This is a genomic window from Microbacterium insulae (genome assembly GCF_042677065.1).
Taxonomy (GTDB): domain Bacteria; phylum Actinomycetota; class Actinomycetes; order Actinomycetales; family Microbacteriaceae; genus Microbacterium; species Microbacterium insulae.
The window spans coordinates 2,650,700-2,669,999 of record NZ_JBHTII010000001.1 but is presented as its reverse complement, the minus strand read 5'-3'; the positions used below and the strand labels follow the sequence as shown (position 1 = coordinate 2,669,999).

At 70.7% G+C, this 19,300-nt stretch carries 15 protein-coding genes and 1 riboswitch; of the genes, 8 read left to right on the top strand and 7 right to left on the bottom strand.

The genetic code is table 11. The features are described 5' to 3' along the window. Nucleotides 1-6: 6 nt before the first annotated feature. On the top strand, nt 7-606 hold the full coding sequence (locus tag ACFQ0P_RS12445) for a PH domain-containing protein (protein ID WP_204978994.1): 600 nt from the start codon (nt 7-9) through the stop codon (nt 604-606). On the opposite strand, the gene ACFQ0P_RS12440 is transcribed toward ACFQ0P_RS12445, so the two are convergent. The 3 genes from ACFQ0P_RS12440 to ACFQ0P_RS12430 form a co-directional block, all read right to left on the bottom strand. Beyond that, nucleotides 597-1,802 (bottom strand): ABC transporter permease, encoded by a 1,206-nt coding sequence (locus tag ACFQ0P_RS12440; protein WP_204978993.1) that lies wholly within the window; start codon nt 1,800-1,802, stop codon nt 597-599. The genes ACFQ0P_RS12445 and ACFQ0P_RS12440 overlap by 10 nt on opposite strands. A 1-nt stretch (nt 1,803) precedes the next feature. Continuing rightward, nucleotides 1,804-3,339 (bottom strand): ABC transporter permease, encoded by a 1,536-nt coding sequence (locus tag ACFQ0P_RS12435; RefSeq protein WP_204978992.1) that lies wholly within the window; start codon nt 3,337-3,339, stop codon nt 1,804-1,806. Nucleotides 3,340-3,565: 226 nt separating this feature from the next. Then, entirely contained in the window at nt 3,566-5,338 is a 1,773-nt protein-coding gene (locus ACFQ0P_RS12430; RefSeq protein ID WP_378772312.1) for an ABC transporter family substrate-binding protein, read from the bottom strand. A 247-nt stretch (nt 5,339-5,585) separates the two neighbouring features. On the opposite strand from ACFQ0P_RS12430, the gene ACFQ0P_RS12425 reads away from it, so the two are divergent. Then, entirely contained in the window at nt 5,586-6,440 is an 855-nt protein-coding gene (locus ACFQ0P_RS12425) for a CPBP family intramembrane glutamic endopeptidase (RefSeq protein ID WP_378772310.1), read from the top strand. A 44-nt stretch (nt 6,441-6,484) separates the two neighbouring features. Here the strand turns inward: ACFQ0P_RS12425 and gcvP are convergent, their stop codons facing one another. From gcvP to ACFQ0P_RS12405, 4 genes are all read right to left on the bottom strand, one after another. Then, nucleotides 6,485-9,379: an aminomethyl-transferring glycine dehydrogenase gene (gene gcvP, locus ACFQ0P_RS12420; RefSeq protein ID WP_204978990.1), complete on the bottom strand. Its 2,895-nt coding sequence runs from the start codon at nt 9,377-9,379 to the stop codon at nt 6,485-6,487. Continuing rightward, nucleotides 9,376-9,759, bottom strand: a complete 384-nt coding sequence (gcvH, locus tag ACFQ0P_RS12415) for a glycine cleavage system protein GcvH (protein ID WP_204978989.1) — start codon at nt 9,757-9,759, stop codon at nt 9,376-9,378. Before gcvH ends, gcvP begins: the two co-directional genes overlap by 4 nt. A gap of 28 nt (nt 9,760-9,787) precedes the next feature. Continuing rightward, nucleotides 9,788-10,912: a glycine cleavage system aminomethyltransferase GcvT gene (gcvT, locus tag ACFQ0P_RS12410; RefSeq protein ID WP_204978988.1), complete on the bottom strand. Its 1,125-nt coding sequence runs from the start codon at nt 10,910-10,912 to the stop codon at nt 9,788-9,790. A 239-nt stretch (nt 10,913-11,151) separates the two neighbouring features. Continuing rightward, nucleotides 11,152-11,248: riboswitch (glycine riboswitch) on the bottom strand. A 46-nt stretch (nt 11,249-11,294) separates the two neighbouring features. Further along, nucleotides 11,295-12,467: a MarP family serine protease gene (locus tag ACFQ0P_RS12405; RefSeq protein WP_204978987.1), complete on the bottom strand. Its 1,173-nt coding sequence runs from the start codon at nt 12,465-12,467 to the stop codon at nt 11,295-11,297. A gap of 127 nt (nt 12,468-12,594) precedes the next feature. On the opposite strand from ACFQ0P_RS12405, the gene ACFQ0P_RS12400 reads away from it, so the two are divergent. From ACFQ0P_RS12400 to ACFQ0P_RS12375, 6 genes are read left to right on the top strand one after another with little or no spacing between them, the layout of a single operon-like run. Then, a complete protein-coding gene (locus ACFQ0P_RS12400; RefSeq protein ID WP_204978986.1) occupies nt 12,595-13,311 on the top strand; it encodes an NUDIX hydrolase in 717 nt (238 codons plus the stop codon). Nucleotides 13,312-13,322: 11 nt separating this feature from the next. Continuing rightward, entirely contained in the window at nt 13,323-14,675 is a 1,353-nt protein-coding gene (nadA, locus tag ACFQ0P_RS12395; protein WP_204978985.1) for a quinolinate synthase NadA, read from the top strand. Continuing rightward, on the top strand, nt 14,672-16,321 hold the full coding sequence (gene nadB / locus ACFQ0P_RS12390; protein WP_204978984.1) for an L-aspartate oxidase: 1,650 nt from the start codon (nt 14,672-14,674) through the stop codon (nt 16,319-16,321). The genes nadA and nadB overlap by 4 nt, the downstream gene beginning before the upstream one ends. Continuing rightward, nucleotides 16,315-17,184, top strand: a complete 870-nt coding sequence (gene nadC / locus ACFQ0P_RS12385; RefSeq protein ID WP_204978983.1) for a carboxylating nicotinate-nucleotide diphosphorylase — start codon at nt 16,315-16,317, stop codon at nt 17,182-17,184. The genes nadB and nadC overlap by 7 nt, the downstream gene beginning before the upstream one ends. A 14-nt stretch (nt 17,185-17,198) precedes the next feature. Beyond that, nucleotides 17,199-18,344 carry a cysteine desulfurase family protein gene (locus ACFQ0P_RS12380; protein ID WP_204981393.1) on the top strand — a complete coding sequence of 382 codons (1,146 nt, stop codon included), beginning with the start codon at nt 17,199-17,201 and terminating at the stop codon, nt 18,342-18,344. Next, the gene (locus ACFQ0P_RS12375) at nt 18,341-19,300 is read left to right on the top strand and encodes a glycosyltransferase (RefSeq protein WP_204978982.1); all 960 of its coding nucleotides are present in this window, start codon (nt 18,341-18,343) and stop codon (nt 19,298-19,300) included. Before ACFQ0P_RS12380 ends, ACFQ0P_RS12375 begins: the two co-directional genes overlap by 4 nt.

The window sequence follows — 19,300 nt, the reverse complement described above, 5'->3', positions numbered from 1 at the left end:
GGGCGCATGCCCGAACCGGTCACCTTCCGCCCGCGCGGCGGGCAGATCCTCGCCTGGGTGGCGATCGGCGTCTGCGCCCTCGGTCTCGTGTTCATCGTCGTCTCGGACGGCTTCGCGTCCCTCGCGGTGTGGTCCTGGCCGATCGTGCTCGTCGCGTGGCTCGCGTGGGCGCTCTACGTGCGCCCCTCCGTGCAGATCAGCGAGGGCTTCATCGAGATCGTGAACGTCTTCCGCACGCACCGGGTGCCGTGGGGCGACGTCGCCGACGTCGACTCCCGCTACGCACTGACGGTCCGCACCACCGGCGGGCGCAGCATCCGCGCCTGGGCGGCACCCGCGCCGGGTGCGCGGCAGGCCCTCACGACGAGGCGCGAGGAGGTCTCCCGCACCCCGGGCGAACTGGACACGCGCCGCCCCTCGGACGCCGAGGGGACCCCGAGCGGCGATGCGACCGCCCTTGTGCGACGCACGCTCGAGCAGTACCGCCGCAGCGGCGGGGACACGACGCCCGGCGGCACCGTCACGACGCTCAACGTCGGCGTGATCGGTGTGACCGCGGTGCTCATCGCGGCCACCGTGCTCGCGCTCGCGCTGCCTCACGACTGATCGCCCTCACGTCGCGAACGGTCCTCGTCCGGTGCCTCGGGTCCGGGGAGCGATCCGCCTCCGAACTCGTCCATGTACGTCTCGTCGTCGGTCGAGGTCGGGGCGTCCACCATCATCACGCCGCTCGAGGACGGGATGGCCGCCACGGCGCGATTCGCCTTGCGCGCGCTGACCTTCGCCTGCTGACGAGGGTCGAATGCGTCGCGGAGGCCGTCGCCGATGAAGTTGATGCACAGCGCCAGGATGACGATGAACAGACCCGGCCACCAGAACAGCCACGGCCGCGTGCGGAACGCCTCACGGTACTCGCTGATGATCTGGCCGAGCGACACGTCGGGCGGCTGGATACCGAATCCGATGAAGCTCAGCGCGGCCTCGATCAGCACCGCGGCGCTCATGAGCAGCGTGGTGTTGACGATGATGACGCCGACCGCGTTGGGGAGGATGTGGCGGAAGATGATCCGGCCGTTGCTGGCGCCGGCGACGCGCGCGGCGTCGACGAACTCGCGCTCGCGCAGAGCCAGGAAGTCGCCGCGAACGAGTCGCGCGAGTCCGGTCCAGCTCAGGATGCCGAGGAACAGGCCGAAGACGATGGCGCTGTTGCCGCCGAGCAGCTTTCCGATGATCGAGCCGATCACGATGATCGGGATGATGATGATCACGTCGGTGAAGCGCATGATCAGCGAGTCGACCCAGCCGCGGAAGAAGCCCGACAGCGCACCGAAGAGCACGCCGAGGATGAGCGACACGATGCCGACGAGGAACATGACCGTGATCGACTGCTGCGTGCCGCGCATGACCTGCGCGAACACGTCCTTGCCGAGGGTGTCCTGTCCGAAGGGGTGCTCACCCAGCGCGAAGGGGAACAGCGTGAGCGTCGGCTGTCCGCCGTTCACGATGGGGTAGCTCGTGAACCAGTCCAGCGGCCACCAGCCGGGGATGCGGAGCCCGTTGATCGACAGGGTGCCGTCGCCGCTGGCCTGCAGCTTGCCGGTCCCGCCGATCACCGTGCCCACCGAGGTGAACGCCAGGATGATGACGAGGATCAGCACGACGAGGGCGATCATCGCTCCCGTGTGGCGGAAGAAGCGGCGTCGGACGAGTGCGCCCTGGCTGAGGCCGGCGACCGCCTTCTGCTCGATGGACTGCTCGCTGCCGCGGTCCTGCGGCGCGTCGGTGGGGGTAGTGGTTACCATGTCAGCTCACCCGGATCCGGGGGTCGAGGGCGGAGTACAGCAGGTCCGCGATGAGGTTGAAGACCACCGCGAGCACGCCGGTCACCAGGAAGAAGCCCATCACGAGGTTGACGTCGCCGGCGTTCAGACCGTCGACGAACAGGGCTCCCATGCCCTTCCACGCGAAGATCGTCTCGGTGATGACCGCACCGCCGATGAGTGCGCCGATGTCGAACGCGATGATCGTGGCGATCGGGATGAGGGCGTTGCGCATCGCGTGTCGCATGACGACGGTGCGCTCGTTCAGGCCCTTGGCGCGAGCGGTGCGCACGTAGTCCTGGTTCATCACCTCGAGCAGGCTCGACCGCGAGTACCGCGTGTACGCCGCGATCGACACCAGCGCGAGCGCGATGGTCGGCAGCACCAGGTGGGCGAATCCGTCGAGGATCTCGAACCACATGTCGCCCTGCAGCCCCGGCGTCGATGAGCCGATCGTGGCGATGACGCCGCTCTGCGGAATGCGGTCCACGTAGTCGGTGTAGACGAGCATGACGCGGTCCACGACGATCACGAAGAACGTGATGAAGCTCACGATCGCGGCGGTGCGGGCCGCTTCCTTCTTGCCGTCCCCGCCGATGAGCACGCCGACGCCGATGCCGATGCCGATGGCCGCGAGGGCGGTGAGGAGCAGCATCCATCCGGTCGGCACGTAGAAGAACAGGTACTGGATCGGGTAGTACAGCGCGGCCCAGATGCCCACCACGATGAGCGCCGCGTAGAGCGTGCGGCGGTTGGCCAGGCCCGTCGAGAGCGCGGTGATGCCCACGGCGGCGCCGACGCCGGTGATGATGACGCCCACGATGCCGATCGAGGGGTCGGAGAACCATCCCGTGAGGCCGAGGAATGCGAGCAGTCCGCCGGAAACGACGAAGGCGGCGGCGAAGGTGATCAGGCGCCTCCGCCACGATCCTCCGATGATCGCCATGAGGATGATGCCCCAGACCAACCCGGTGATCAGTATGGCCGGCACCGTCACCACGGGATTGGCGAGGAACTCGTTGAAGCGGATCGCGCCGTACTCCTTGAGGAGCACCGCGACCCAGAAGATGGGGAGCGAGTAGACGATGAAGGTGAGGAACGTCACCGTGTAGTCGAAGCCGCTGTACTGGCGGAGAGCGGTGATGATGCCGATCGTGAGGCCGAAGATGATCGCGACGATCGTGGCGGCGGTGACCAGCTGGATGGTGGCGGATGCCGCGGACGCGAGCGCGTCGGTCACCTCCTGGTTGCTGCGGCTGAAGGCGACGCCGAGGTCGCACTGCCCGATGAGGCACTTCGCCGCGCCGCCCAGCCACATGAAGTAGCGGACCACGATGGGGAGGTCGAGGCGCAGCAGCTCGATCCGGTTCTGGATCTGCTCCTCGCGGTTCGGGGAATTGCTCGCCCGGAGTTCCTGCAGCGGATCGGCGGTGATCGCCGTCAGGGTGTAGACGATGAAGGAGGCGACGAGGAGGACCAGGGCGATGGCGCCCAGGCGTCGCAGGATGAAGGTCAGCACGGAAGCCCTCTCGGATATGGGGCTGAGGTCATGATTCTACGTCCGTCCCGGAGCACCGATACGGCGCCCCAAAACTACTACGAGGAGGGCTGAGCGGCATCTGTGCACGCGGCGCAGCCCCGATTGGACATGACTGTGGGTGCCGAGGGTTCGCCTCGGCACCCACAGTCTCGATTCGATGTCCTCCCGGGTGGGCGGTCGCCCGCCCACCCGGGAGCAGCGGGAATTACTCCGCCGCGGCGTCCGCCGGCGTCCACTCCCAGAAGTTCCAGAAGTAGTCGGGGCTCAGCGGCATGGCCTTGACCTCGGTCACCTTGTCGCTGTTGACCGTCAGACCCGGGAACTGGAAGATCGGGATCGTGACGGCGTCCGCCCAGATTCCGGCCTCAGCGGCCTCGAGCAGGTCGGTCTGTGCGTCGAAGTCCGACGTGATGTTGAGCTCCTTGAGCGCAGCGGTCACCTCGTCGTCGCAGTAGCCGTTGTAGTTTCCGCCCTTGGCCATCGGGTCGTCGTAGCAGGCGTAGATCTGGTCGGATCCACCCACCGCGAGGCTCGTCTGCGACCACGCGAACAGCGTCGCGTCGTGCGGGTTGATCGGCTCGGCCGACGGGTCGGTGAAGACCCAGTCGGGCTCGCTCTCGTCGACCAGCTCGAAGCCGGCCAGAGCGGCCGAGGCGGAGATCAGCTCGAACTCCTGGGCACGACGAACGTTGCCCTCGGGGTACCAGAAGCCGACCTCGACCGGACCGGTCACGCCGGCCTCGGCGAGCAGCGCCTTGGCGCCGTCGATGTCGACCTCGGCGTAGTCAGCCGAGCCGTTGGACTCGGACAGGACCGGGTAGCGCTCCGGGTCGGCGATCGACACGAGGTTCGTGTTGCGGACGACGGCCTCGGGGTTCAGCGGCTTGATGATCTTGTCGACGATCTCCTGGCGCGGGATCGTCTTCAGGAACGCCTGGCGCACCTTGAGAGCAGCCTCCTCGTCGCCGCCGTAGGTGGCGGGGTCGAAGGGACCGCCGTTGTTGACGGTGAGGTCGACGTGCTCGTGCGAGGCCTGGTCGCCGGTCTGCACCGTCGCCGTGTCGATCTCGTTCGCGAGCTGGAGGATGTCAGCTGTGGGCTGACCGGACCAGATGTCGAGCTCGCCCGACTCGAGGGCCTGGAGCGCGGTGGTCGAGTCGGCGATCGTGCGGATCGTGATCTTCTCGAACTTCGGCGACGGACCCCACGTGTACAGCGGGTTGGCGGCGATCGAGATGTACTGGTCCTCGACGATCTCGTCGACGATGTACGCACCGCTCGTCAGCGCGGCAGCCGGGCTGTCGGGCAGCGTGGTGTAGCCGTAGGCGTTGCTCCACGCGTCACCCAGCGCGGCGAGGACTTCCTCGTCGCCGTCGGTGATGGCCGTGACGACCTTCTCCTTGGCGTCGGTGGCGAACTCCTTGGCGGCGTCGCTGTAGGCGGTGAAGTCACCCTCCTCGCCCGACTCCTTCCAGGTGTCGTACGCAGCCTGCACGTCGGAGTACTCGTCCGGGAAGGCGAGCGCGTAGGTGCCGTGGGCGGAGACGCCGATCGGTCCGACGAGCTCCCAGTCCACGTACGGCTCGTCGTAGACGAAGGTGATCGTCTTGTCGCCGGTCTCGGGGGTCTCGGTGATGAGGTTGTAACCGGTGGTTGCGGCAGGCGAGAACGCCTCGTTGACGTTGCCCGACAGAGCAGCCCACTGCAGGAGCATGTCGGCCTCGTCGATCGGCACGCCGTCGGACCACACCGCGTCGGAGGTGATCGTGTACTCGACGGTCAGCGGGTCTTCGCTGGTCTGCTCGTACGAGCCGAAGTCGGTGTTCTTCACCAACTCGGGCGTGTTGTTGTAGTACGAGAAGCTCGTGTCGGTCATGTACTTGACATTGCCGTTGGCCGTGTTGTTGCCGGCTGAGCTGTCGTCGTTGAAGTGGAAAAAGCCCGAGTTGTACGCGGTGGTGATCTCGGTGCCCTCCACGACCTCAGACTGGTATGGGTTGCCACAACCGGAGAGCACGATTGCTCCCGCTGCGACGACACCCACGCCCGCCATAAGACGCGCGATCTTCACATTTCCTCCTGTGCAAGGGTTGAGTGCCCAGCCTGTGGCAGCTCTGGACACGGACACGGACACACTAAGCACGGCGCGCGAACATGGCAAAACAGAACAGCAAACCGTTACATATCCTTAACTCAACGCTACGCGCGTGTGACAATCTGACAACGTGCAACGTTTCGCGTCTGGGAATCTGCCCGACACTGGCCCTGTAGACCATGCGACCCGCGTACGGCTGCGGTGGGAGATCGCGCTCGTGCTCCTGCTGTCGGTCGGGCGCTCCGCGATCTACGCCGTGCTCGGTCTCATCCAGGCTCTGCAGCGGGAGGCGTCGCTGGGCGACCAGCAGACGTCGCTCAATCCGTCAGCGGGCGCCGAGGAATTCTGGGACGTGCTGTACCAGTTCCTCGGCCAGGGGTTCGCGCTGGTCCCGGTCGCGCTGGCGATCTTCTTCCTGTGGGAGCCGGGCACCTCGGCGTTCCGGCGGATCGGGCTCGACTTCACCCGGTTCGGCGGAGATCTCGGCCGGGGCGTGGCCCTGGTCGCCGTGATCGGCATCCCGGGGCTCGGGCTCTACGCTCTCGGTCGCGCGCTCGGTCTCACGGTGCTCGTCGAGGCCTCGCCGCTGGACACGTCGTGGTGGACGATTCCGCTTCTCCTGCTCGCGGCGCTGCGCGCGGGGCTGACCGAGGAGGTCATCTTCATCGGATACCTCTTCGACCGTCTGCGGCGACTCGGCTGGGGGACGTGGACGATCATCCTCGCGACCGCGGGCCTGCGCGCCGCGTACCACGCGTACCAGGGATTCCCCGCGATGATCGGGAACTTCGCGATGGGCGTCGTGTTCGGGTGGTGCTACCGGCGCTGGGGCCGCGTGATGCCCCTCGTCATCGCGCACACGCTCATCGATGTCGTCGCCTTCGTCGGCTATCCCCTCGCGGCCGCGCTGTGGCCCGATCTCTTCGCGCCCCCGGCGCCGACCCCGAGCCCGAGTCCGACGCCGACGCCGAGCGCGGGAGCCTGAGGCAGAAGGATGCCGGGGGCACCGGCATCCTTCTGCTCCCGCCGTCAGGCGAAGGCCTCGATCGGCGGGCACGCGCACACGAGATTGCGGTCGCCGTAGGCCTGGTCGATGCGGCGCACCGGAGGCCAGTACTTCGTGCGCACCAGGGTGGGGACCGGGTAGACCGCGGTCTCGCGGGAGTACGGGTGCTTCCACTCGCCCGCGACGACGGACTCGGCCGTGTGCGGGGCGTGGACGAGCGGGTTGTCGTCGGCCGGCCACTCCCCCGCCGCCACCGCGTCCGCCTCGGCCTTGATCGCGATCATCGCCTCGATGAACCGCTCGATCTCGCCGAGGTCCTCGGACTCGGTCGGTTCGACCATCAGCGTGCCCGCGACGGGGAACGACATCGTCGGGGCATGGAAGCCGTAGTCGATGAGGCGCTTGGCGACATCGTCCACCGTGACCCCCGTCGCCTCGCGCAGCGGCCGCAGGTCGAGGATGCACTCGTGTGCGACGAGATCGCCGTCGCCGGTGTATAGGACCGGATAGTGGTCGCGAAGGCGGAAGGCGATGTAGTTCGCCGCGAGGACAGCGGCGGCCGTGGCATCCCGCAGACCCTCGGTGCCCATCATGCGCACGTACGCCCACGAGATCGGGAGGATGCCCGCTGACCCGTGCGGGGCCGCCGAGATGGGACCGCCGTCGAACACGCCGCCCGGGTGGTCCTTGCGCTGCGACAGCGGGTGCGACGGCAGGTACGGCGCGAGGTGCGCCTTGGCGGCCACGGGACCGACGCCCGGCCCGCCGCCCCCGTGCGGGATCGCGAAGGTCTTGTGGAGGTTCAGGTGCGACACGTCGCCGCCCAGGTCGCCGAAGCGCGCGTAGCCGAGGAGCGCATTGAGGTTCGCGCCGTCGACGTACACCTGACCGCCCGCATCGTGCACCGCCTGGGTGATCTCGAGCACGTCGTGCTCGTAGACGCCGTGCGTGGACGGATACGTGATCATGAGGGCGGCGAGCTCGTCCGCGTGGGCCGCGACCTTCGCCCGAAGGTCGTCGAGGTCGACGTTGCCCTGATCATCGCAGGCCACCACGACCACCCTCATGCCGGCCAGCACGGCCGAGGCGGCGTTGGTGCCGTGCGCCGAGGACGGGATGAGGCACACCGTGCGGTCCGCGTCGCCGTTGGCGCGGTGGTACCCGCGGATCGCCATGAGACCGGCCAGCTCGCCCTGCGACCCGGCGTTGGGCTGAAGCGAGACCGCGTCGTATCCCGTCACCTCCGCGAGCCACACCTCGAGCTGCTCGATGAGGGCGAGGTAGCCGCGGACGTCGGATACGGGCGCGAAGGGGTGCACGCGCGAGAATTCGGGCCACGACACCGCCGCCATCTCGGTCGCCGCGTTGAGCTTCATGGTGCATGAGCCGAGCGGGATCATCCCGCGGTCGAGCGCGTAGTCGCGGTCGGACAGCTGCTTGAGGTAGCGCATCATCGCGGTCTCGGAGCGGTGCGCCGAGAACACCGGGTGGGTGAGGTACTCGTCCGCGCGGACCAGCGAGGACGGTACCCCGGCCAGCGGCTCGGCGTCGGCGAAGGGCAGCGTGCGCTCGCCCTGTTCGCCGGCGCCCAGGAACTCCCCCTCCGGCAGCCCGAACGCCCAGGCGACGGCTGCGAGGTCGTCCGCCGTCGTGGTCTCGTCGACGGAGACCCCGATCGAGGCCTCATCGGCCCAGAAGAGCTGGAAGCCCCGCTCCCGCGCGCGCTCGATGACGCGACGGGCGTAGCCGGGCACGTGCACGCGCAGCGTGTCGAAGAACGAGTCGGACGAGAGGGTCAGGCCGTAGCCCCGGAGCACGGTCGCCAGCGCCTCGGCCTTCTTGGCGACCTCGGTCGCGATCGCGCGCAGCCCGTCCGCACCGTGGTAGACCGCATACATCGACGCCATGACGGCCAGCAGCACCTGGGAGGTGCAGATGTTGGAGGTCGCCTTCTCACGGCGGATGTGCTGCTCGCGCGTCTGCAGCGCGAGGCGGTAGGCCGGCCGGCTGGCGGCGTCCTGCGAGACGCCGACGACTCGACCGGGAAGCTGCCGCTCGAGGCCGGCGCGCACGGCCAGGTACCCGGCGTGCGGCCCGCCGAATCCGAGGGGCACTCCGAACCGCTGCGTCGTGCCGACGGCGATGTCGGCGCCGAACGATCCCGGAGAGCGCAGCAGCGTGAGCGCGAGGAGGTCAGCGGCGACGACCACGAGCCCGCCCTGGGCGTGGAGGGCATCCACGACCTCGGTCGGGTCCCACACGCGACCCGTCGCCCCCGGGTACTGCACGAAGGCCCCGAACGCGTCGGGCTCGGCCTCGGGTCCCGAGCGGCCGAACGAGGTGTGGTGCAGCTCGATGCCGACGGCCGCGGCGCGATGCGCCAGCAGCGCCTTGGTCTGCGGCAGCGCGTCGGCGTCGACGAGGAAGACGTTCGATGCGGACTTCGATGCGCGCCGGGCGACCAGCATCCCCTCGACGACCGCCGTCGACTCGTCGAGCATCGACGCACCGGACGTCGCGAGCCCCGTGAGATCGGTCACCATCGTCTGGAAGTTGATGAGCGCCTCGAGCCGGCCCTGAGAGATCTCGGGCTGGTAGGGCGTGTAGGCGGTGTACCAGGAGGGGTTCTCCAGGACGTTCCGCGCGATCACCGACGGCGTGAACGTGTCGTAGTAGCCCAGGCCGATCATCGGGCGCGCCGCGCGGTTCTGCGACGCGAGGACACGGAGCTCGGCGAGAGCCTCCGCCTCGGTGGCAGCGATCGGGATGTCGCTCGTCTCGCGGGCGGGCGCCTGGATGGATGCCGGCACCGCGCGCCGCACGAGCGAATCGACCGTGTCGTAGCCCAGGGCGTCGAGCATCACGCGCTGGGCTGAGGCATCCGTCCCGATGTGCCGTGCCGCGAATGCCCCCGTCATGCGTCGCCGCCGGTGAGCGCGACGTACGCGTCGCGGTCGAGGAGCTCGGCGACCGCAGCGGCGTCGACCTTGAGCTTGATGAGCCACCCGGCCCCGAACGGGTCGGAGTTGACCAGGGACGGGTCGTCGACGACGGCGTCGTTCACGGCCACGACGTCGCCGTCGAGCGGCGCGTAGAGCTCGCCGACCGACTTGGTCGACTCGATCTCGCCGCACACGTCGCCGCCCGAGACGCCGGAGTCGACGGCCGGGAGCTCGACGAACACGACGTCGCCGAGCTTGTCGGCCGCGTAGTCGGTGATGCCGACGGTGGCGACGTCGCCGTCGAGGGCGATCCACTCGTGCTCGGCGGTGTACTTGAGGCTGTTCAGGTCGGTCATGGCGTCCTCCGGAATGGGCGGTGCTCGGTCAGGTGGTGCGGCGGTAGAAGGGAAGGGCGGTCACGGTCGCGGGGATGCGCGTGCCCCGCACGTCGAGGGCGAGCACGGTGCCCGGCTCGGCGACGGAGGGCGCGACGAGAGCCATGGCGATCGGATGCCCCAGGGTCGGGCTGAGCGCGCCGCTCGTGACCTCTCCCACGACGTCGTCGCCGCTGAGCACCGGGTAGCCGGCGCGACCGGCGCGCTTGCCCTCGGACACGAGGCCCACGAGGACCGGGGCGTCCGAGGCGACGACCGCGGCGAGACCCGCACGGCCGACGAAGTCGTCCTTGTCGACGGCCACGACACGGCCGAGCCCGGCCTGCGCCGGGACGATGTCGCGCGTCAGCTCGTGCCCGTACAGCGGCATGCCGGCCTCGAGTCGCAGCGTGTCCCGCGAGGCGAGACCCGCCGGGACCAGCCCGTGGGGCTCGCCCGATCGAAGCAGCGCATCCCACACGGCGCCCGCGGAGGCTGCGGGGACGTAGAGCTCGAATCCGTCCTCGCCGGTGTAGCCGGTGCGGCCGATGTCGATCGGGACCGGCTCGGCGCCCGGGGCGGTGAAGCGGGCGTGCGTCATCCGGTAGTACCGGAGGTCGTCGAGCGACCCGGCGAGGTCCGTGATCTCGGGTGTGGACGCCAGGATCGCCTGCGAGGACGGACCCTGCACGGCGATGAGCGCGATGCGATCGGTCGCGTCGTCGATCGCGACCTCGAACGACGCCGCCCGTTCGGTCAGCGCCTCCGCCACGGCGTCGCGGTTGCCGGCGTTGGCGACGACCAGGAAGCGCTCGGCGCCGTGACGGTACACGATGACATCGTCGACGATGCCGCCGTCCGCGTCGAGCACGAGGCTGTATTTGGCCTGGTCGTCCACGAGCGCGGACAGGCGGCCCGCGAGCGCATAGTCCAGGAACGCGCCCGCGGCCGGGCCCGTGACGATGAACTCCGCCATGTGGGAGATGTCGAAGATGCCCGCCGCGGTGCGCACCGCGTGATGCTCCGCGAGGTCGGAGCTGTAGCGGACCGGCATCGACCACCCACCGAAGTCGGTGAAGGAGGCGCCGAGGGACACGTGGCGGTCGTGCAGCGGAGTCGTGCGGGGGTCTGTCATGAGTTCTCCCGTTCGCGGTCGGGCGGACGCCGGACGGCGCCGTGGAACTCCCCCTCTGTCATGGGCCTGAGAGCTTCGCCCCCTCTGTGGGAGAAGGGGGCTTTCACCTTCGGCGGATCGCGGGCGGGTGAGGATGGAGACGCGTCGCGCTCATCTCACCTGGCGGGTTTCGTTACGGCGGCAGGGCCGCCTACTCAACCCGATTCTTGCTTCGCTCGAAATCGCTTTCCAGAGTCGGCCACACCCATGCGGTACGCGTACCTGAGAGATTGGCGGGGAGGCTTGCTCCTTCGGTGCCCGGCACGACTGCTGCCGAGGCTCTCCCGCACGGGTGGTAGGCCGGTATTGACTTGCCGTGCCAGCATACCGGTCGCCGTCGGCGTCAGCCGATGCACCGGCCGGACGGCACGGCGTCCGTGAGCAGGGGCGCCTCCGCCGACACCGGAGCGAGTTCGTCGACGGTCATCGCGTAGCCGCGTTCGGGGTCGTTCTCGGCTCTCGCGAAGACCACGCCCGCGACGGCTCCGTCCTCGGTGAGCAGCGGACCGCCGGAGTTGCCGGGGCGGACGGCGGCGCGCAGGTCGTAGATCTCGCGCAGCGACGAACTCTCGTCGTAGATGTCGGGTATCGGTGCCCGCCCGGTCGAGAGGACCCCCGCCGGCACCATCGTGAACGGTCCTCCCAGGGGATACCCCTGCACGACCGCCGGTGCTCCCGCGCCGAGCCTGTCGGCCAGCGGCAGCGGCTCGGCCGCGAGCCCGTCGACCGCGATGACGGCGAGATCGTCGACCGGATCGAAGTAGACGATGCGTCCCTCCCTCGCCCCGAGGCCCGGGAGTTCGACGAGGGGCCGCTCGACGCCCGCGACCACATGGGCGTTCGTGACGACCCGGTCGGGCGAGATCACGAAGCCGGTCCCCGTCGAGCTGCGTCCGCACGCGTACGCCGTGCCCGATACGCGCGCGACGGATGCCGCGGCGCGGGCGAGTTCGGGGTCCTCCAGATCGGCCGGCGGGATGTCGACCGCCGGCGAGTCGAGCAGATCGCCGAGCGCCGGCAGCCCTTCGTCGAACACGAAGCTGCGAAGCTCCGCGATCGCCGACGCGACGGGGGGCGGTGTGAATCGCTCGATGGTTCGCAGGACCGACGACGAGGACAGGGCGGTGGAGATGACGGGCGTGCCGGTGACGGCGAGGCTCGATCCGGCGAGCGAGAGCGCGAGGGCGGCGACGGCGACCCCCACGACCCCTCCCAGGACGCGGTCCAGCGCGCGCAGGGGCCGCACGCGATCGACCCCGCGGCGGACGGCCGATCCGACGGCCGAGCCGAGGACCGCTCCCCCGATCACGAGAGCGGCCGCGGACGCGAGCACGAGGGCCGGCCGCCACTGCTGCGTCGGCAGCGCGTCGTTGACGAGCGGCACGAGCCAGAACGCCGCGGCGCCGCCCAGCACGAGACCCGCGAACAGCCCGAGGCTCCCCGACAGGCCTCGTCCGATGCCCGCGGCGAGTCCGAGGACGAGGAGGACGAGGAGCAGCACGTCGACGACGATCATGCCTCTCCTCTCGGCTCCCGCCCCCTCGTCCGGGGAGAGGCCAGCGTACGCATCGAACCTGTGTGACGGCCGCAGTTTGCCCTTCGTGTCATGGTGACACTAAGATGGATGCGAGGTAATAGTCACCATGACCAGAACCAGCACACTCGATCCCCGCTCCGCCGACGCATCCGTCGACGTCACGCGGGTCGCCGTGTCGACCGTGATCTTCACCCTGCGTCGGCTCCCGGGAGCCGACGCACCCCGCGTGGCGCTGCCGCTCGTCCGGCGCACGCGCGATCCCCACGAAGGGCAGTGGGCGCTTCCGGGCGGATGGCTCGACGTCGCCGAAGGACTGGATGCCGCAGCATCCCGCACCCTCGCCGAGACCACGGGACTCTCGCCGAGCTATCTCGAGCAGCTCTACGCGTTCGGAGCCGTCGACCGCTCCCCCACCCGCGTCGTATCGATCGTGTACTGGGCGCTCATCCGGCCCGACGAAGCGTCGGACGACAGCGTCGAGAACGTTCAGTGGTTCGATGCCGCCTCGCTGCCCGCTCTGGCGTTCGACCACAACGACATCGTCGAGTACGCGCTGTGGCGGCTGCGCAACAAGGTCGGCTACAGCCGCATCGCGCACGGCCTCCTGGCCGACGAGTTCACGCTCGCCGAGCTGCGCGAGGTCTACGAGTCGATCCTCGACCGCCGCCTCGATCCCGCGAACTTCCGCCGCCAAGTGGAGAACTCGGGCACCCTCATCCCCACCGACCGCTTCCGCACCGGCAGCCACCGACCGGCCCGCCTGTACCGCTACAACCAGGATGTCGAGCTCGCCGATCGCGGCCCGCTCGGCGTCCGCCAGTGAAAGAGACCGCCATGTCCGCCGTCAACCTCACCCTGCAGCCCCACCCGCCGATCGACGCCTCGGTCGACCACGCGATCCAGGCGATCGTCGCAGGCGCGTCCACGGCTGAGACGTGCAACACCGACCTCGCGGCCGGGCCGTGGGACTTCGACGCGCGACCCGGCTACGGTCCCGGATCGTCGATGGGGGACGTCATCCCGACCGGCGCGCCCCGACAGGGCGAGCTGCCCCACGAGTACCGCGAGGCCTCGGAGGAAGAGCTCGCACGGCGCATCCGGGCCGCGAAGGCGACGCTGGGCGACCGCGTCGTGGTGCTCGGCCACTTCTACCAGCGCGAGGAGGTGATCGTTCACGCCGACTACGTCGGCGACTCGTTCCAGCTCGCGAACGCGGCGCTGGAGCATCCCGATGCCGAGGCGATCGTCTTCTGCGGCGTGCACTTCATGGCCGAGACCGCCGATCTCCTCTCCCGCCCGGAGCAGGCCGTCATCCTGCCGAACCTCGCCGCCGGCTGCTCGATGGCCGACATGGCCGACATCGACCAGGTCGAGGAGTGCTGGGAGCAGCTCGCCGACGTGTACGGCGACATGGAGGCCGTCGACCCCGACGGGCTCGTGCCGGTGATCCCGGTCACCTACATGAACTCCTCGGCCGCGATCAAGGGATTCGTCGGCCGACACGGCGGCATCGTGTGCACCTCGTCGAATGCCCGCACCGTGCTGGAGTGGGCGTTCGCGCGCGGGCGCCGCGTGCTCTTCTTCCCCGACCAGCACCTCGGTCGCAACACCGCCAAGGCGATGGGGGTCCCCCTCGAGCAGATGCCGATGTGGAACCCGCGCAAGCCGCTCGGCGGGGCATCCGCCACGGAGCTCGAGGACGCGCGCGTGATCCTGTGGCACGGCTTCTGCTCCGTCCACCGCAGGTTCACCGTCGACCAGATCGAGCGGGCGCGCGCCGAGCACCCCGGCGTGCGGGTGATCGTGCATCCGGAGTGCCCGATGGACGTCGTGGATGCCGCGGACGAGTCCGGCTCCACGGACTACATCCGCCGCGCGATCGAGGCGGCGGCCGAGCCGGCCACCTTCGCGATCGGGACCGAGGTGAATCTGGTCCAGCGCCTCGCGGCCGCCCACCCGCAGCACGAGATCTTCTGCCTCGACCCGGTCGTGTGCCCCTGCTCGACGATGTACCGCATCCACCCCGGGTACCTCGCGTGGGTCCTCGAAGGACTCGTCGCGGGCGAGACCCGCAACCGGATCGTCGTGCCGCAGGACGTCGCCGACCCCGCACGCCTCGCGCTCGAGCGCATGCTCGCGGCCAAGCCGCCGGCCGCGCCCGCCGCGGACTGGGAGAACGCGTCGTGAAGGCGCAGGTCCACGTCGTCGTAGTGGGCAGCGGGATCGCGGGGCTCACAGTCGCGCTGCACGCCGTCGAGGGCGGCTGCCGCGTCACGCTGGTGACGAAGGACGTGCTCGAGCACGCCAACACGCGCTATGCCCAGGGCGGGATCGCCGGGGTCATGTTCCACGACGACCGCGTGGAGGACCACATCCACGACACGCTCGTGGCGGGGGCCGGCCTCGGCGACCCGGCAGCCGTGCGCGTGCTCGTCGAGGAGGGCCCTGCCCGCATCCGCGAGCTGATCGCGCTCGGCGTCGCCTTCGACCGCGACGCGCGGGGCGAGTTCGTCAAGGGCCTGGAGGCCGCGCATTCGTATCCGCGCATCCTCCACTCCGGGGGCGACGCCACCGGAACGGCGATCGAGCGGGCGCTGGTCGCCCGCCTCCGCGCGAGCCGCGTGCGCGTCATCGAGCACGCCTTCCTCGTCGACCTGATCGTGGAAGAAGGACGCGTCCGCGGCGTCGAGCTCCTGATCGGCGACCGGCAGGCCACGGATGCCGCACCCGCCGTCGCCGGATCGCGCGAGGAGCTCACTGCCGACGCGGTGGTGCTCGCCACCGGAGGAGCGGGCGAGCTCTACGCCCACTCCACGAACCCCGCGGTCGCCACGGGCGACGGGATCGCTGCCGCCCTCCGCGCCGGCGTGGACGTGCGCGACCTCGAGTTCTTCCAGTTCCATCCCACCGTGCTGCCGGGGCGCGAGGACGCTGCGGATCCCGGTGGCCGCGACGCCTTCCTGGTGTCGGAGGCCGTGCGCGGCGAAGGCGCGACGCTCATCGACGAGGAGGGGCGCCGGTTCGCTTTCGATGCCCACCCGGACGGCGAACTGGCGCCCCGCGACGTCGTCGCCCGCGCCATCGCCGACCGCATGGAGCGACAGGGCGGCCGACCGGTGCTCCTCGACACGACGCACCTCACGGCGGGGGGCGTCGACGAGGCGGACCGCGCCGCGTTCCTCTCCCGGCGCTTCCCCACGATCGACCAGGCCGTGCGTGCGCGCGGATGGGACTGGGCCCGGGAGCCCATCCCCGTGACGCCGGCCGCCCACTACCTGATGGGTGGCGTGACGACCGACCTTCACGGGCGCACGACCCTCCCGGGCCTCTACGCGGTCGGCGAGGTCGCGCGCACCGGCGTCCACGGGGCCAACCGGCTGGCGTCGAACTCGCTTCTCGAGGGCGCCGTGTTCGGGGCTCGTGCGGGCGACGCGATCGCGGCGGACGCGGCATCCGGAATCTGGCCGACCGGGCCTGACGGATCGGCGAGTTCGGAGGAGTCCGCGGCGCACGCCACGGCTCCCGCGGTCCCTGCCGACGCGCCGCCGTTCACGCGCTACGCGCTGCAGGAGCTGATGTGGGACCACGCGGGACTCGTCCGCGACGAGGAGGGGCTGGCGCACGCGGCGGCCGTGCTCGCGGCCTGGCGGGCCGTTCCGCGCACGCCGCGGACCGAGGCGGAGTTCGAGGACGAGAACCTGCTGCTCGTCGCCGGCGCCCTCGTCGCCGCGGCCCGCGCCCGTTCCGGATCGGCCGGCGCCCATTTTCGAGCGGATGACCGTCCGCAGAGCGCGGCGACGGGCCACGCGCACGCCGAGGTGGTCGCATGCTGACCCGCGCCCTCATCGACCGGGTCGTCTCGGCCGCGCTCGAGGAAGACGCCCCGTGGGGCGATCTCACGAGCGAATACCTGATCGCCGAGACGGCGCACGCGCGCGCCGACCTCGTCGCCCGGGAGCGCGGGCTCCTCAGCGGCGGGGAGGTGTTCGCGGCGGCGTTCCGGCTGACCGACCCGCGCATCGACGTCGACCTCCGGGTCGAGGACGGACGACCGTTCGAGCCCGGCGACGTGCTCGCCGTCGCCACGGGACCCGCGCGCGGCGTGCTCACCGCCGAGCGGGTCGGGCTCAATTTCGTCCAGCGGATGTCGGGGATCGCCACCCTCACCGCCCGGTATGTCGCCGAGGTCGCCCACACCGGCGCCCGCATCGCCGACACGCGCAAGACGACGCCCGGTCTCCGGGCGTTCGAGCGCCGGGCCGTCCGGGACGGCGGGGGCCGCAACCACCGCTGGTCGCTCTCGGACGCCGTCATGGCCAAGGACAACCACCTCGCCGTCCTCGCGGCCACCGCGCCGGGAGAGTGGGGATCCACCGTGACGGCGGCGCTGCGAGCCGCCAAGGACAGGCTCCCCCACACCGCGCACCTCGAGGTCGAAGTCGACCGGCTCGAACAGATCGAGTCCGTGCTCGCCGCAGGGGTCGGCACGATCATGCTCGACAACTTCTCGCTCGACGACCTGCGCACCGGCGTGGAGACGGTCGCGGGGCGCGCGACGGTCGAGGCGTCGGGCGGTGTGTCGCTCGAGACCGTGCGCGCGATCGCCGAGACCGGCGTCGACGTCATCTCCGTCGGCGCGCTCACGCACTCCGCGCGAGCACTCGACCTCGGCCTCGACATCCGCATCGACGCGTGAGACCGCCCATGGGCATGCTCTACCTCGACAACGCGGCCACTGCACCGGTGCGCCCGGAGGTCCTCGACGCGATGATGCCCTTCCTCACCCGGCGGTTCGGCAATCCCTCCAGCCATCACACCGTGGGCGAGGACGCGGCCTCGGCTCTGGCCGATGCCCGCGCTCGGGTCGCGAGCGTGCTGGGATTCCGCACCGGCGACGTGATCTTCACGTCCGGCGGCACCGAGGCCGACAATCTCGCCGTCAAGGGGATCGCGCTGGGCCGCGCCCAGCAGCGCGGGGCGCGGCGAGTCGTCACGACCGCGATCGAGCACGAGTCGATCCTCGGATCCGCGGACTACCTGCGGCGCCTGCACGGCTTCGACGTCGACCTCGTCGCGGTGGATTCCGTCGGCCGCGTGGCTCCGGATGCCGTCGCCGCCGTCCTCCGCGACGACACCGCGCTGGTGAGCATCGGGTACGCCAACAACGAGGTCGGCACCGTCCAGGACGTCCCCGCCATCGCCGCCGTGGCCCGCGAGCGCGGCGTGCCGATCCACGTCGACGCCGTCCAGGCGGCCGGCTGGCTGCCGCTGTCCGCCGCCGTGCTCGGCGCCGACGCCGTCTCGCTCGCCGGTCACAAGCTCGGCGCACCGAAGGGCACCGGCGTGCTCGCGGTCCGCGGCCGCATCCCGCTCGAGCCGCTGCTGCACGGCGGCGGACAGGAGCGGGGGCGCCGCAGCGGGACCGAGGACGTCGCCGGCGCCGTGGGGCTCGCCACCGCGCTGGAGCTCGCCGAGGCCGGAAGAGCTGAGGCGTCCACGCGCGTGAGCGCGCTGCGGGACCGGTTCATCGAGCGGGTCCTCGCGGCAGTGCCGACCGCGGCCCTCACCGGCGATGCGGTGCAACGTCTGCCGGGCACCGCCAGCTTCACCTTCGCGGGCACCTCCGGCGAGGCCGTGCTGCTGGAGCTGGAGCGTCGCGGGATCGTGTCGTCGAGCGGGTCGGCCTGCGCCGCCGGCAGCGACGAGCCCTCGCACGTCCTCGTCGCGATGGGAGTCGACCCCGACCTCGCGCGGACGGCCGTGCGCTTCACCTTCCCCACGTCGCTCGCGGAACCGCTCGACGCGGTGGCGGCGGCGGTCGCGGCATCCGTCGCGGCGGTACGATCGGGCGGGTGACCCCGCCGCCCGCGCCCGTCGTGACCGTGATCGTGCCGGGCTTCGACGTCGGCCCGTACGCCGACGAGGCCCTCGCGTCCCTTCGCGCGCAGACGCTCGGCTCGTGGACCGCGATCCTCGTCGACGACGCGTCCACCGACACCACGGCAGACATCTTCGACCGCGCGGCCGCCGACGATCCGCGATTTCGCGTCGTGCGCCAGCGGGTGCGATCGGGGCTCGGCGCGGCGCGCAACGCCGGGCTCGACCTCGTCCAGACCCCCTACGTGGGCTTCCTCGACGCCGACGACCGGTTCGCCCCGCGCGCCCTCGAGCGACTGGTGTCGACCCTGGAGCGCAGCGGCAGCGACTTCGCGGTGGGAGCCTACGTCCGTCTTCGCCCCGATCCCGGCGGCGGCTACACGCCCGGTCCGGTGCAGCCGTGGGTCGCCGCGGCCACGGATCCCGAGCGGATCGGAACCGACCTCGACGCCCACCCCGAGGCATCCGGCAACATCGTCGCGTGGTCGAAGGTGAGCCGGCTCGACCTGTGGCGGCGGGAAGGGCTGCGGTTCCCCGTCGGCAAGGCGTACGAGGACCAGGTCGTCGCGCAGGAGATGTACACCCGCGCGCGGGCGTTCGACACGATCCCCGACGTGGTGGTCCAGTGGCGCGAGCGAGCCGACGGATCGTCGATCACGCAGCACAGATCCGAGCTCCCGGTCCTCCGCGACTACCTCGAGGCGCTCGCCGGCGGCATCGCGGTGCTGGATGCCGCGGGCCATCGCACGGCGGCGGACGCCCGCGTCCGCCTGATCGCGTCGATGGACCTGCCCCCGCTCGTCGACATCGCCCGCACCCACCCGGACGACGAATACCGCCGCGCGCTGGGCGACTTCATCCGTGCTCTCGCCGCGCGCCCGGGCATGGACGTGTCTGACCCGGCACGCGGCCTGGCCGGCGCGCTCGGCTGGTAG